The 14,961-nt window shown below is 40.3% G+C and carries 13 protein-coding genes; 4 read left to right on the top strand and 9 right to left on the bottom strand.

Annotation, left to right across the window (positions count from 1 at the left end; all coding sequences use genetic code 11):
- Positions 1-5: 5 nt before the first annotated feature.
- Positions 6-1,115, bottom strand: coding sequence for an aldo/keto reductase (locus MUN53_RS07605; protein ID WP_243324486.1), 1,110 nt, complete (start codon positions 1,113-1,115; stop codon positions 6-8).
- A 294-nt stretch (positions 1,116-1,409) separates the two neighbouring features.
- Here MUN53_RS07605 and xyl3A point away from each other — a divergent pair, with 294 nt between their 5' ends.
- Positions 1,410-4,016, top strand: coding sequence for a xylan 1,4-beta-xylosidase (gene xyl3A / locus MUN53_RS07600; RefSeq protein ID WP_243324485.1), 2,607 nt, complete (start codon positions 1,410-1,412; stop codon positions 4,014-4,016).
- A gap of 99 nt (positions 4,017-4,115) precedes the next feature.
- Here the strand turns inward: xyl3A and nadD are convergent, their stop codons facing one another.
- The 6 genes from nadD to MUN53_RS07570 all read right to left on the bottom strand — a co-directional run bounded on the left by nadD (position 4,116) and on the right by MUN53_RS07570 (position 8,740).
- Complete coding sequence (nadD, locus tag MUN53_RS07595; RefSeq protein WP_243324484.1) at positions 4,116-4,718, bottom strand: nicotinate (nicotinamide) nucleotide adenylyltransferase; 603 nt, start codon at positions 4,716-4,718, stop codon at positions 4,116-4,118.
- Positions 4,688-4,876 (bottom strand): hypothetical protein, encoded by a 189-nt coding sequence (locus tag MUN53_RS07590; protein WP_022456414.1) that lies wholly within the window; start codon positions 4,874-4,876, stop codon positions 4,688-4,690. The genes nadD and MUN53_RS07590 overlap by 31 nt, the downstream gene beginning before the upstream one ends.
- Positions 4,873-5,442 carry a guanylate kinase gene (gene gmk, locus MUN53_RS07585; protein WP_243324483.1) on the bottom strand — a complete coding sequence of 190 codons (570 nt, stop codon included), beginning with the start codon at positions 5,440-5,442 and terminating at the stop codon, positions 4,873-4,875. The genes MUN53_RS07590 and gmk overlap by 4 nt, the downstream gene beginning before the upstream one ends.
- A 15-nt stretch (positions 5,443-5,457) precedes the next feature.
- Positions 5,458-6,333: a YicC/YloC family endoribonuclease gene (locus tag MUN53_RS07580; RefSeq protein WP_022456416.1), complete on the bottom strand. Its 876-nt coding sequence runs from the start codon at positions 6,331-6,333 to the stop codon at positions 5,458-5,460.
- A 75-nt stretch (positions 6,334-6,408) separates the two neighbouring features.
- Positions 6,409-7,377, bottom strand: coding sequence for a lytic transglycosylase domain-containing protein (locus MUN53_RS07575; protein ID WP_394803057.1), 969 nt, complete (start codon positions 7,375-7,377; stop codon positions 6,409-6,411).
- A 13-nt stretch (positions 7,378-7,390) separates the two neighbouring features.
- The gene (locus MUN53_RS07570) at positions 7,391-8,740 is read right to left on the bottom strand and encodes a T9SS type B sorting domain-containing protein (RefSeq protein ID WP_243324481.1); all 1,350 of its coding nucleotides are present in this window, start codon (positions 8,738-8,740) and stop codon (positions 7,391-7,393) included.
- A gap of 393 nt (positions 8,741-9,133) precedes the next feature.
- Between MUN53_RS07570 and MUN53_RS07565 the strand changes: the two genes are divergently transcribed.
- Entirely contained in the window at positions 9,134-10,927 is a 1,794-nt protein-coding gene (locus MUN53_RS07565; RefSeq protein WP_243324480.1) for a PBP1 and LysM peptidoglycan-binding domain-containing protein, read from the top strand.
- Between the two features lie 10 nt (positions 10,928-10,937).
- Positions 10,938-11,603, top strand: coding sequence for a porin family protein (locus MUN53_RS07560; protein WP_243324479.1), 666 nt, complete (start codon positions 10,938-10,940; stop codon positions 11,601-11,603).
- A gap of 17 nt (positions 11,604-11,620) precedes the next feature.
- On the opposite strand, the gene trmD is transcribed toward MUN53_RS07560, so the two are convergent.
- A complete protein-coding gene (trmD, locus tag MUN53_RS07555; protein WP_243324476.1) occupies positions 11,621-12,298 on the bottom strand; it encodes a tRNA (guanosine(37)-N1)-methyltransferase TrmD in 678 nt (225 codons plus the stop codon).
- Positions 12,299-13,190: 892 nt separating this feature from the next.
- On the opposite strand from trmD, the gene MUN53_RS07550 reads away from it, so the two are divergent.
- On the top strand, positions 13,191-13,727 hold the full coding sequence (locus MUN53_RS07550; protein WP_243324474.1) for an HdeD family acid-resistance protein: 537 nt from the start codon (positions 13,191-13,193) through the stop codon (positions 13,725-13,727).
- A gap of 12 nt (positions 13,728-13,739) precedes the next feature.
- On the opposite strand, the gene MUN53_RS07545 is transcribed toward MUN53_RS07550, so the two are convergent.
- Complete coding sequence (locus tag MUN53_RS07545) at positions 13,740-14,573, bottom strand: helix-turn-helix domain-containing protein (RefSeq protein ID WP_243324472.1); 834 nt, start codon at positions 14,571-14,573, stop codon at positions 13,740-13,742.
- Positions 14,574-14,961: the final 388 nt, after the last annotated feature.

The raw sequence follows: 14,961 nt of genomic DNA, 5'->3' as shown, positions 1-14,961 counted from the left end.
GTATCTTATTTATCGATTTGACTTTCTGTAAAAGGATCTGCTCTATGTCCCATCAAACCTATTTTAGAATATTCCCGATCAAACTCTTCCATTTCATAAGCTGTAAGATATACATCTGTTGCCCCCATCAAATCATCTAAATGATCAAGGTTTGTCGTACCAGGAATCGGAACAATCCACGACTTACGGGAAAGTATCCACATAAGAGAGAATTGAGCCGGGGTCACACCTTTGCGTTTTGCCCATTCACGAACGAGAACAACAAGAGGCATATTATGTTTTAAGGCTTCAGGAGTAAACCGGGGCAATGTAGCACGACGATCAGATTTGTCAAAGCGATTATTTTCATCAATAACTCCTGTAAGAAAAGCCCTGCCTAACGGACAATAAGGTACAAAACCGATTCCTAGTTCTTCAAGTGTAGGAAATATTTTGGTTTCTGGTTCACGCCACCAAATAGCATATTCACTCTGTACAGCAGAAAGAGGACAAACAGCGTGAGCCTGTCGGATAGAACGTGCACTAGCTTCAGACATTCCCCAATGCAAGATTTTTCCCTCTTGCATCAAATCAAGCATGACACCCGCCACATCTTCTACCGGTACTTTCGGATCAACACGATGCTGATATAATAGATCAATATGGTCGGTACGTAAACGTCTTAACGATCCTTCCACAGCCCGACGAATATGATCAGGACGACTATTCAAAGCCGTTGGTTGTTTTTCTTCGACTCCAAAACCAAACTTTGTACCAATTTTCACTTCATTCCGAAAAGGCGCCACTGCCTCTCCCACCCATTCTTCACTTAGATAAGGGCCATACACTTCTGCTGTATCAAAGAAAGTTATTCCTTTCTCGTACGCCCGACGAATCAAAGCAATCATATCTTGCTTATTATATTTTCCTCCATAGTAACCCACCATCGGAAGACAACCCAATCCAATTGAAGAAACCTTCAAATCTTTTAATTCCCTACATTCCATCATATTGGAAGAATTATTATTCCGATCAATCTGCAACGATGACCGACTAAAACCTTTTGCTCCAGTCCAAGCACTGATAGCAGAAAATGTTGTCATGGACGACATTTTCAGAAAATCTCTTCTATCCATAAATTTTGATAATTACATGAACATCCATTTCTTTTATTCATCAACTCTGATTTCTTACAATGCAAAAATAGGAAGCAACTTACGATTAAAAGTAACCATAAAAAGGAAGTTCATACCATTATTACTGATTTCCCCAAAGTTGATGTTCCAATTTCTGATGATAATCATTATGTACTATTCTCGCCTTAATCCTCTATCAAAACATTACAAACTTGTTCTTTTATTTTGAAAAAAGAAATAAAAATAGTACGTTTGCAGAATAACTTTATGTATTTTCTACAAATATCTTATAACATGAAAATAAAACACTTAACCTTTACTGCCCTTGCAGTACTTACAGTAACATCCTGCTCGGAAAAGAAGCAGAATTATCCGTTCCAAAATCCGGATCTCCCGATTGAAGAACGTGTGGACGATTTGTTAAACAGACTGACTCCGGAAGAGAAAGTAGGACAAATGATGAATCAGACACCAGCTATCGAACGGTTGAATATTCCTCCATACGATTGGTGGAACGAGGCTTTGCATGGTGTGGCACGCGCCGGAAGAGCCACTGTTTTCCCTCAGGCAATCGCTTTAGCTGCAACTTTCAACGATGAAGATGTCTATGAGACGTTCAATATTGTCAGCGATGAAGCACGAGCTAAATATCATCAGTATCAAAAGGACAAAGAATACGACAGATACAAAGGATTGACATTCTGGACACCGAATATCAATATATTCCGTGATCCTCGTTGGGGACGTGGTATGGAAACGTACGGAGAAGATCCGTATCTGACTTCACGCATGGGTGTTGCCGTAGTAAAAGGTTTACAGGGTAACGATCCGAAATACTTCAAAACACATGCCTGTGCCAAGCATTATGCCGTACATAGTGGTCCCGAATGGAACCGACATGAATACAATGCAGAAGTCTCTCCCCGCGATTTATGGACCACTTATCTTCCGGCTTTCGAAGCTTTGGTAGAAGAAGCGAATGTACAGGAAGTCATGTGTGCTTACAACCGTTTCGAAGGAAAACCGTGTTGCAGTAGTGATAAGTTATTGATAGATATCCTTCGGAACACGTGGGGATACGATGAAATTATTTTATCCGACTGTGGAGCAATCGACGATTTCTGGCAGAAAGATAAAAATACACCCCGCCACGAAACACATCCCGATGCAGAAAGCGCTTCAGCTGATGCTGTTTTAAGCGGAACCGATTTGGAATGTGGCGGCAGTTATCATGCCCTTTTAAAAGCTATTCAGGACGGAAAGATTAAAGAATCTGATTTAGACGTTTCGCTTCGCCGTCTGTTCAGAGCCCGCATGGAATTAGGTATGTTTGATCCGGACGACCGTGCTCCTTTCTCTAACATACCTTACAGCGTAGTAGAAAGTCCTGAACACGTAGCCAAGGCTCTCGATATGGCTCGTCAAAGTATGGTTCTACTCAAGAACAAGAATCAGATCCTGCCTTTGAGCAAAGAATTGAAGAAAATAGCCGTTGTTGGTCCTAATGCAGCCGATTCAACTATGTTGTGGGCCAACTATAATGGTTTCCCGACTCATACAGTAACAATATTGGATGGTATCAAAGCCAAGGTGCCCAATACAGAAGTTATTTATACATTAGGTTGTAATCATACTGAAAACTTCCTGATGAAAGATTTAGGACAATGTGTTACTTCCGAAAAAGGTAACGGATTGAAATCCGAATTCTTCAACAATACAGAATTTAAAGGAGAACCCGTTTATTCCGGACTGGCAAAAGAACTGCATTACACAACAGGTGGAAATACACAATTTGCACCCAATGTTAACTTAACAGACTTTTCGGCACGTTTCACCGGCGAATTCACTTCACCGCAGAGTGGTGACATTGAATTTACTATTTCCGGAAATGATGGTTTCCGTCTCTTCATCGGAGAAGAAAAAGTAGCTGAAAGCTGGACAAACGAATACGGTAGTACTCAAAAATATACCTTAAAAGCAGAAGAAGGAAAGAAATATCCGATCAAAATCGAATACATGCAAGCGAAAGGATCGGCTGATTTGAATTTCTCCATAGCCGTTCGTACTCCGGTAGATTATCAGGCAACAGCCAACGAAGTGAAGGATGCCGACGTTATCATCTTTGTCGGAGGAATATCTCCAAGACTTGAAGGCGAAGAAATGCCGGTGGATGCTGAAGGCTTCAAGAAAGGCGACCGCCTGAATATCGAAATCCCGACTGTACAGAAAGAAATGGTAAAAGCCTTGAAAGCAACAGGCAAGCCTATTGTCTATGTTGTCTGCACAGGAAGTGCCTTAGCTTTGAATTGGGAGAACGAAAATCTGGATGCTATCCTGAATGCCTGGTACGGCGGTCAGGAAGCCGGTACTGCGGTAGCTGATGTTTTGTTTGGTGATTATAATCCGGCAGGACGTCTTCCTGTTACATTCTATAAATCCATCGATCAGTTGCCTGACTTCGAAGACTATAACATGCAGGGACGTACTTACCGGTATATGACCGAAACTCCGCTTTATCCATTCGGTTACGGATTAAGCTATACTTCATTTGCCTACAAGAATGCTAAGTTATCAAAGGACAAGATCAATGCAAATGAAAACCTGACTGTTACTTTAGATATTCAGAACACAGGTAAAATAGATGGAGACGAAGTTGCCCAGCTTTACATAAAGAATTCTAATGATCCGAAAGGACCGCTAAAGAGCTTGCAAGGATTCAAACGTACTCATATCGCTGCGGGAGAAACACAAACCATCAGCTTCGAATTGACACCGAAAGCCTTCTGGTCTTTCAATGATGAAACACAAACCATGGAAGTTCGCCCAGGAAAATACGAAATTCTTTATGGTCCTTCATCAGCCGATAAAGATTTGAAGAGTCTGACACTGACAATTGAATAAACATTGTTTTTATATCCGGCAGAGAATATAACTGAAAAACTCTCTGCCGGATATTTTATTTGAAAGGCTGCATGCCAAAGTAAAAAGCAGCTTATTCTTTTATTTTTCGGAATTAATAAAGGCTTTATCTAACAGCTCTCGGATGGGTTCTGGAATAAAAAAGCGAACATCTTTCTTATCGCGCAAAGCTTGTCGGATAAAAGTAGAAGAAAGTTCTATTTCGGGAGCATCCACTACATGTACTTGTGGAAACTGTTTGGTATCTACCAGTGAGCTACTTCCCTTACGCGGATAAACAATCAACTCGCACACAGATAAAATTTCCTGATAGTCTTTCCACCGGTCAAACTTATTCCAATTGTCGGCTCCCATAATCAAGGAGAAAGACAAAGAAGGATATAAATCCTTTAATGCCTTTAACGTAGAAATAGTATAAGAAGGTTTGGGTAAATGGAATTCCAAATCACAAACCCTGAACTTAGGATAGCCGGCTATGGCCTTTTCAACCATCTCCAAGCGAAGCTGATCATCTATCAAATCGGTTCTTTCTTTGAAAGGATTATGAGGTGTTACCATAAACCACACCTCATCAAGATCCGTAAATTCACACAGCCAATTAGCCAAAGCTAAATGACCGATGTGAATCGGATTAAAGGAGCCGGAATAAATTCCTATTTTTTTCTGGAATGATTCTGAACCCATTGTATAATATTCATCACTTGTACACCAACGACCAGTCCTGTTGCAACCATGACGGTTACATCCTGTTTAACAAAGGCCCAGCCTAATACACCTAATGCGGCTATGGCTATTACAATAAATCCGTAAAGCCATTTCTTCGATAAATTCCGTTCGTTCATTTATCCTTGATAAAATTTTCTATGACTTGCAAAGCTTCTGCTTTTGCCTTTTCCAAATCATCATTAACGATGACCACGTCGAACTTGGATGCGAAACCTAATTCATACGATGCTTTTGCAATCCGGCTTTCAATCACTTCCGGCGCATCTGTTGCACGACCTACCAGACGGCGACGCAATTCTTCGATACTTGGTGGCTGAATAAACATCGACAAAGCCCGGTCGCCATAATACTTCTTGATATTACAGCCGCCCACTACATCCACATCAAAAATCACATTATCGCCTTCCGCCAGAATTCTTTCAACTTCACTTTTCAAGGTTCCATAGAACTTGTCTGTATATACTTCTTCATATTCCAGAAAATCACCGGCAGCGATGCGGGCACGAAACTCTTCCGGAGAAAGGAAATAATATTCCACTCCATTTTTCTCTGTTCCACGCGGTGCACGACTGGTTGCTGAAATAGAAAAGCGAAGTCGCAGATTCTGTGTCAGCAAATAATTAATGATGGTTGACTTTCCAGATCCGGACGGTGCCGAAAATATAATTAATTTTCCTGCCATTCTCTATCCTTTTACTTATAAGACATTCAACACCTGTTCTTTTATCTGCTCCAATTCATCTTTCATGCGAACAACTATTTTCTGCATATCCGCATGATTACTCTTTGAGCCCAGTGTATTTATTTCGCGACCCATTTCCTGAGCGATAAATCCAAGTTTCTTACCCTGACCATGTCCGGTTTCCATCGTTTCAAGAAAATACTTCAAATGATTATCCAGTCGGTTCTTTTCTTCATTGACATCCAACTTTTCGATGTAGTAAATCATTTCCTGCTCAAAACGATTCTTATCATAATCGACAGCCAACTTCTCCAGATTGTCCAATATACGAGCTTTAATCTTCTCAATCCGTTCTTTCTCGTACGGTTCGACATCTTTCAGCAAAGCTGCAATATTCGATACCTTCTGGACAAACAAATTCTGCAACATGGCTCCTTCCTGAATACGGAAATCACACAAATGCTGAATAGCCTCATCAATTGTCTTGCTTACAACATTCCATTCTTCTTCGTCTGCTTCTACCGGATCTGTCTTGATCACATCCGGCATTCTCAGCAGCAACTGCAATTCATTCCAGCTTGAAGGAACATTGATTCCTAATTTATCAGACAATTCTTTCAACTGAGCAAAATAAGACATCACTGCCTCTTGATTTATCTGCGATGAAGCATCCTTTCCTATATATTCTATATAAATAGCAAAATCAACTTTTCCACGTTCAAGAGTCTGCAACAACCGACTGCGGATTTGCATTTCCTTATCTTTATAAATAGAAGGAATACGTGTTGACAAATCCAGTTGTTTGCTATTAAGCGCCTTAATCTCTACGGTTACTTTTTTGGTAGGCAATTCGGCAGTAACCTTACCGAAACCTGTCATTGATTGTATCATGCTACTTAAAAATTTCTACAAAGTTAGCTTTTTCAGCCAACAATTAATAATCTATTGCTTACAAGATTCCTATTTTTATTCAGCCAGCCAGTTTCGGTTGTAAACTTTCTCGTTAGGAGTCTTGTAAAACATATCATTTACCTGAGGAATCAACAGCTCATATGTCTTTCCGGCTGTCACGAGTTTCCGATCTCTTAACCAAGGATTAAACCGCTTCAGATCAGCATACGTTATGCCCTGATTCTTGGCAAAGGATGCCAGATCCGGAATATCAGAAGAAACTTCTACCGATTTACAGTTTATCGGCTTATATAAATCCCGCTCACGTAAAACAAAGCCATATCTATAAGGATTCTCGAAAATCAATTTGATAGCCAGTATCCGATAGACATAGCGTGTTGTCTCTTCAACCAGCCATAAATCCAATGAACTTTCCACATCCTGTTTACTCAATTCTCCCGATATTCGTCCCATTCCTGCATTATAGGAAGAAGCAACAGCTACCCAATCACCATATTTGGCATAAGCGTCCTTCAGGTATTTACAAGCAGCTATGGTCGATTTCTCTACATGGCTACGTTCATCCACAGTAGTCGTTATTGTCAATCCATAATCTCTGGCTGTTCCTTCCATAAACTGCCACATACCGACGGCACGAGCCGGCGACTTCACCCGAGGATCCAAGTTACTTTCTATGACAGCCAGGTATTTAAAGTCTGTCGGAACTCCATATTCTTTCAAAATAGGTTCAATGATCGGGAAATAACGATTTGCCCGCTTGAAGTTTAACATGGTAGTTGCGTGCAAATAGCAGAAAGACGACAATTCCCGATCAATTCCTTCGTGCATATTATAACGTGTCAAATCGATGGACTGACCACAAAAGTCAATCTGATCCGGTATTTCTGGCGTCATAATCATGGACGGAACCACTGGCTTTTCTCGCTTAATCGTTGCTGAATCATCCGAACAAACCGATATGCAGGCAAAGAAAAACAACAGGCACACCGCTAGTACTGACATTATCTTTGTTTTCATCTTTATTGAATAATAAGTTCTACATTTCCGTACTTCCGCTTCCCGAAGATTCAAAGTTACGTTCTTTCTTCGGACGCAAGATATTTATATCTCCTTTTTTCTTGTATTTAATTCCATCCGAACCTTCGGCTTCTATCACATAGAAATAAACACCGGGCGCTACATACTTTCCTCCTTTTTTCCCATCCCAGCCTTCCGCTGGATTCGTCCAATGGTAAATCTGCTGCCCCCAACGGTTGAAGATCCAGCAGGAGAACTTAACCAACGATTTATAGGCCACTCGAAATTCATCGTTAACGCCGGGTGTTGTTCCCGGAGAAAAGGCATTGGGCACATCCAAAAAAGATTCGGCCACTTCTATTTCAAAGGGATAAGAAGCATAACATTTACCAGTCCGGTCGCTTACTTCCACTTCAGCCGTATATTTTCCATACTCAGAAAATGTATATTCCACTTCGGGTTCGGTAAAACGAATCAAGGCATTATCAGCTCCTTCTTCCGTCTTATAGATTTTCCAGATATACAACGAAGCTACCGGTTCGTTGGCATAAGCCGTGAAACGAATCGTTACCGGAGCTGAAAGCGCTTCAGAGGTGGCTGTCATATTCTCGGCTGCCTCCAGGAATACGGTTGTATCGGCCTGCAACAGTACAGAAGATGTTTCATAAAAATCGGTAGTAGCCGATTGAGGTTTACCAAAATGAGAAGCAAACTGATCACCCGTCAGCGTGAAATTCGTATCCGCATAAACCGAATCAATCAACTGTTGGAACGGATTTCCTTCCAGCTTCTTTACCTTTTCCACCGAATTGAGAACCTTCGCTTCTTCATCCCATTCCAAGGATTCATAAGAGACTTCAAATTCTCTGTTCAACTGACGGTTGATACCACTTGTCGGATCCGAATAGGTCAGATTATCCATCTTGTAATTACCCGTCAAGATAACGCCCGAACAAGGATCACTGTCGTCCGAAACAGCCAGATTATTTATTTCAAATGGATGCTTGCTGTAATCAATGATCCAGACATACGAAGACAAAGGACCTTCTTCTACAAAATAACCATAACCATCTTCTACCTGCGTAATCGTAGATGTTGTTCCCTGTTGTTCACAGGCAATAGGTTCAGCTTCCAACCTTTTTGTCTTATATCGATACCATTGATGGCTGGAGGAAGTTGATGTATAGCTGATAGAAACGCCTTCTGTTCCGTTCACTACATAAACTTTCAATTTCAATGATGTTTCTTCTTTTGCCAGCATCGGTTCACCTTGTCCGCCCTTCACTACATATTCTTCTGCTGATAAAGGGAAAATCATTCCCAATAAAAAGAAAAGCCAGCACCACTTTCCAAGTGTTTTCATTTTCATACGCTTACTAATTGACTCCAAAATTACAATAAATCCTGATACAATGCCCTCCTAACCTCAAGAAGGACAGCTTTCCCGTTCTCTTTTTACCTTTTTTATAGGAAACTAACAGCTTAAAGAAGTCTGGTAGTCGCAGGGAAGTTATTTCATTTGTCGTATGATTTTAATTTTTTGACAGATGTGCTAAAGCTTTACTATATATGTGCTAAAGCTTTTTGACAGATATGGAAAAGCTTTTCGACAACTGTGCTAAAAAGACTTTGTAACGACCGAACAGCTACATGCCCTCGAGCCGCTCTGTTCTACTTAATAAGATTTAAGCAGTTTCCCAAGGCCTTTATTAGCTTTTTTTGCAGACTTACACTATCTTTGTCCCGATTAAACAATGAAAAAATGAATCGACTAAAGACCGTTATATGCACGTGTGTATTCAGCTTTGCCAGTCTCTTCACCTTCGGACAGGAAAGTAAAACGTTTCAACATACCATTGAACAAGGAGAAACAGTATATGCAATCGCTACCATGTATGGCGTCAGTACAGAAGCCATCTATAAGTTAAATCCGGGAAGCAAAGAAGGAATCAAAGCCGGTGAAGTGCTACTCATTCCTCAAAAGAAGGTTTCTACATCCGGAAATAATACGGAAACTTATACTTTCCATACTATCGAACCCAAGGAAACGCTATATGCTGTTTCCATGAAATATAAGGTTCCAGCACAGTATATCCTGCAAGCCAATCCAGGCCTTTCGGTAAAGACGTTTCAGAAAGGACGTACCATCCGTATTCCTTCTCAGGAAAACATACAGGCAATGGCACAGGTCTCTCAAACAGAAAATACACCACAGCCCGAAGAAAAACCTGTCAAGGAAACGACATATACGATACAGAAAAAAGAGACGATGTATAGTTTGTGCCGGAAATTCAAGGTTTCCAGTTACGAACTCATTAAACTGAATCCGCAATTAAAGAACGGAGTCAAAGCCGGAGTTGAAATCAAAGTACCGGTAAAAGAAGAGGCTGTTGCCAGCAAGACCGATAATAATACTTCAGCCGAATCATTCATTCAGTCGGAATCTGAAGTAAATGCCTTGTTGTCGGCTCCTAAAAGCACAAAAGAACTTAACCAGCTCAAGGTTGCTTTGTTATTACCCTTCAATCCAAGTAAGAAGACAGCCGCATCGTCTCGTTTCATTGAATACTACGAAGGTATGCTGCTGGCTGTTGACAGCTTGCAGAATCAAGGACTTTCTTTAGACTTATCAGTCTATGATACAGGAGAAGGAACAAGCCGGATCCGTGAAATCCTTACCGGTGAAACTTTGCCGAATGCGGATCTGATCATCGGAGCCGTTCAAAATGATCAGATTAAAATGATTGCAGACTTTGCCAAAGAACATCGTATCAAATACGTCATTCCTTTCACCTCAAAGAATGATGATGTCTTGTCGAACAACTTTGTCTTCCAAGTAAACACGCCTCATTCTTATTTATACTCAAAGGCAGCCGAACGCGGACGCAAGTTGTTTGCCAACGATAATATCATCTTTGTCAAGATTCACGACAAAGAAGAGAAAAAGCCTTTCATCAAAGCGCTACAAGAAGAGTTGAAAGATCATAAGGTTCCCTTCAAGGAAATCGAATACAACGGCGAAACTTTTGCCGAAGATTTAGACTCCCTTTATATGGTGGATCAAACCCGCAATGTGATTATTCCGACTTCATCATCCTTGGAAGCATTGCAGAAAATCAAAACACCGTTACGAGTTTTAGCCGAAACACAAACCGATTATACCATTTCGTTATTTGGTTATCCTGAATGGCAAACCTACGTACGGGAAGCTCTCGACGACTTCTATGCTCTCGATACCTATATTTATACCAACTTTTATGCAGACAATCTGTCAAAACCCATGCAGGATTTCTACAATAAATTCAAGACTTGGTATAGTAAGGATTTGATCAATACCTATCCGAAATATGGTATCCTTGGCTTTGATACAGGTATGTTCTTCTTCGGTGCCATGAAGAAATATGGTGTAAACTTCGAAGAAGAGCTCGACAACATCCGTTATCCAAGTATCCAGACAGGCTTTGATTTCCATCGTGTCAACAACTGGGGAGGTTTCATCAATACACAAATCTTTATTGTTCATTATAATAGAGATTTTACCGTAACTCGTGAATAATATAGAAAAGATGACAAAGTATTTGTTTATAATAGCCTCTTTGCTGCTCTTTTCAATTGATAACGGGCAAGCGCAAACCAACTCGTTCAAACAGGAACTATCCTTGGGTGTTTCCTTTGGTATGAACTTTTCTTCGGTATCTTTCTCTCCGAAAGTAAACCAGAAAATGAAACAAGGTTACCAAGGAGGTGTAACGCTCCGTTGGATTACAGAAAATCATCTGGGACTTCAAGCCGAATTGAATTATGCACAGCAAGGCTGGGAAGAAGAATTTGAAGAACAACCGGAATATCAATACAGTCGGACGATCAATTATATAGAACTTCCGTTCCTGACTCATATCTATTTCGGAGGAAAACGTTTCAAGTTCTTCTTCAACTTAGGACCGAAAATCGGTTACGCCTTGAGCGAAAGCACAAAAAGCAATCTGAACGGTGCTGAACCTAATCGGAATAATATGCAACACGACATGCCTATTGAAAAGAAATTCGATTGGGGATTGTGTGGCGGACCCGGATTGGAATTATCTACCGGTATCGGCCATTTCTTGTTGGAAGGCCGATACTATTATGCGTTGGGAGACATTTACGGTAGTCAGAAAAAGGATCCTTTTGCCCGTTCTGCCAGCCAGACAATCGGAGTTAAGTTAACCTATCTCTTTCCTCTCTGGCGATAAACGGGCACGAACAGCCTTTACTTCTTGAGCAAGTCCGGACGAAGACGGGCTGTTCGCTCCTGAGCCTGTTGCAAACGCCATTCTTCTATCTTGCGTTGATGACCGGACAATAGAATATCAGGCACTTTCCATCCTTTATATTCTGCCGGACGTGTATAAACTGGCGGAGCCAATAAGTTATCCTGGAAGGAATCAGACAAGGCACTCTGCTCATCGCCTATCGCTCCCGGAATCAGGCGAACTACGGCATCCGTGATAATGGCAGCAGCCAATTCTCCTCCGGTCAATACATAATCGCCCACTGAGATTTCTTTCGTAATCAAATGCTCGCGGATTCTATAATCGATACCTTTGTAATGACCACACAAAATAATCAGATTATTCAATAACGACATCTGGTTAGCCATTGGTTGATTAAAAGTCTCCCCATCCGGCGAAGTATAAATTACTTCATCATACGTCCGTTCTTCTTTCAATGCAGAAATAGCCCGGTCGATCGGTTCTATCTGCATCACCATTCCGGCTTCTCCACCAAAGGGATAATCGTCTACTCTACGCCATTTATTCGTCGTATAATCTCTCAGGTTATGTAAATGAATTTCAGCCAAACCTTTATCTTGGGCACGCTTTACGATAGAACAATTTACCATTCCTTCTATCATTTCCGGCAATACTGTCAAAATATCTATACGCATATATGTTCAATACATTATCAATTCTTCAATCAGACAACAAAGATACGCTTTTTATCTGAATCCGATAAGGGAATAAAGCCGCTCAAAACTGACATTTATCCTGTATTCCCGTAGTTTTTCTTATCATAAGTCAAGAAAGAAGAGGATTTCTTTATTTTTCTGCTTCGAAAAGAACAACGTACAAATGAAGAAAGTATTTTTGTGTCGTAAAACATAACTATGCAACACTAAAGTAAAAAGATTGTTTAGTTATTACTCCGATTTATAGGAGTTTCGATCCTAACTTTATAGATTTCTAGTAAATCAGAAAAGACCGGATCCAGATTGTTTAGGTAATGGTTGGAATAGTATCCAAAAAGAGATTGAAAGGTTTTATTAAGGTTATCATTAAAATAAGAAGGATCTCTTCCAACCGCATTATTAACTATTTAAAATTTTAACGACAATGAAAAAGTTTTTAGTTGCCATGTGGCAGAAATGTGCTAAGTATTTGGCAGAAGTAGGCAAAAGTGAAATGCTAAGATGGGAAAACGGATATTTATAATATCCCAATTCCCTTTATGATTGAAACGTAATTCTGAAAAGACTATATAAAAGAGGACTTCGCTTGAAGTCCTTTTTTGCTTTTATTGAGATGAGTAACTTTCGCATTCTTGTATTTGGCAGATAATTCTACCTCAATATATATAACCCATTATTCTCTACAAGGAATCCAAATTCTTCCTACATTTGTAGGAGAAGATAACAGTCCGCCTTATCAATTGGCAAAGGAAAATGAGAATAAACGCCGTTTCTGTGGCCTGATGAATAAATCACCTGCCAATTCACCAACAAATGCGATTCTCGCTTGTTATCTTAATAGGAAGAATCAAATGCATAAAACATAATAAAAATGAGAAGAACAAACATTGGCATCCTGCGAGGTGCGTTGGCCCTGATCTTGGGCTTTGTATTAATTATGTGGCCCGAAGCCGCCATTATCTATATGATTATGGTAATCGGTGCCTGTTTCCTGTTGCCTGGAATCTACTCGATTGTCGGTTATTTCTTGCGGAACAAAGAAGATGAAGTAACACCGCCACTCTTCCCGCTCGACGGACTTGGAAGCTTACTGTTAGGCGGCTGGTTGCTCCTGATGCCGAATTTCTTTGTCAACATCCTGATGTATTTATTAGGAGCCGTATTGGTTTTGGCCGGCATACAACAGATCAGTACGCTTATCAGAGCACGTAAATGGAGCGTAGTGCCTTATGGTTTTTACATCTTGCCTTCACTGATTCTGCTTGTCGGAGTCATGATTCTGGTATATCCGATGGATATTATGGCAAACACGCTTACGATCTTCGGCGTTGCCACTCTCTTTTACGGAGCCAATGAATTGATAAACTGGTATAAGTTCCGTAAAAGAGATTATATACAAATCGACTAACGCTTAGAGACATCAGGAATTTTTCCGGTATTCCATCGGAGACATTCCTGCATGTTTCTTAAAGAATTTACCAAAAGTGGATTGATCAGAGAAATGCAAGGCATCTGCCACTTGCTGAACGGTTGCCTGAGGAGCCTTCAATAAGATCTTGGCTTCTTGCATCAAAGCCTCATCAATCCATTTGTTGGCCGACCTACCGGTCAGTTCCTTTAAGATTAAAGACAAATACTGAGGCGTAATATACAATTGTTCGGCATAGAACGAAACCACATGCTGTTCCTTACAATACATATATAATATACGTAAGAACGATTCGAACAATTCTTCCTTACGGGTCAACGAAGGCGGTGTATTGTATTCTTTCCGCTCTGAGAAAATATTCCCCATCTCAATAAAAAAGCCCATCAATGTATTCTGAATCAACAAGCGTTGCAAATGATGGCTCGTCTGAAGGATTGTCTGGCGCAGACGAAGCATACACTCGTCCAACGTTTTGATTTCTGATTCCTGCAAAAGGATGGTCGGGTTTTTCCGAATCTTCATATATTGAATCATCGACGATGAATGGTTCGGCATCATTGATTGTTCCAAAAACGCACGCGAAACCGCCATCAATCGGCCTTTGAAGTTTGGACTGTATTTCATTACCTTGGTAATATGCGTCGGCATTATTGTAACAACCGTATTAGTCGAAGCTTGAAAAAGAACATAATCTATACTCAAATCAATCGAGCCCTCCAATACCAGCAATACCTGCAAAGCATTTACACGGACAGGATCATTTAGGAAAACGTCCTGACTGTTCAGATCTGCAACTAAAATATCAGCTTGATAGCTCTCATACATATACAACCTCGATTTCAATGAGTCAAAATCAATTAAGGGCAATTCCATCATATACGAATTTCGATTTATAGTCAATTCAATACTATTCTATACAAACATACACATAAGATTTGAAAAGCGTGTGTTTCCTTTTAGTTTTTTTATAAGATTTATAAATACAGCACACCTTCTTTTCGTAGTCCAGAAAAGAAATCTGAAGCAGCACACAAAACACCCAAGCAGCCTTACAAAAGAGTCACAGTTCACCATAAATTCTTTAGTGTACGACGTGAACTAAGTAATCCACAGCGTGAACTGAACTATTACTAACCGGAATCAAAAGAATAATCCCAATCATCACCCATTAAAAAAGAATAAAATCAAACTTATATATTTGCCTGTAAAATAA

This window comes from Parabacteroides faecalis (assembly GCF_022809355.1).
GTDB classification, from domain to species: domain Bacteria; phylum Bacteroidota; class Bacteroidia; order Bacteroidales; family Tannerellaceae; genus Parabacteroides; species Parabacteroides faecalis.
This window is presented reverse-complemented; position numbering and strand designations above follow the sequence as displayed.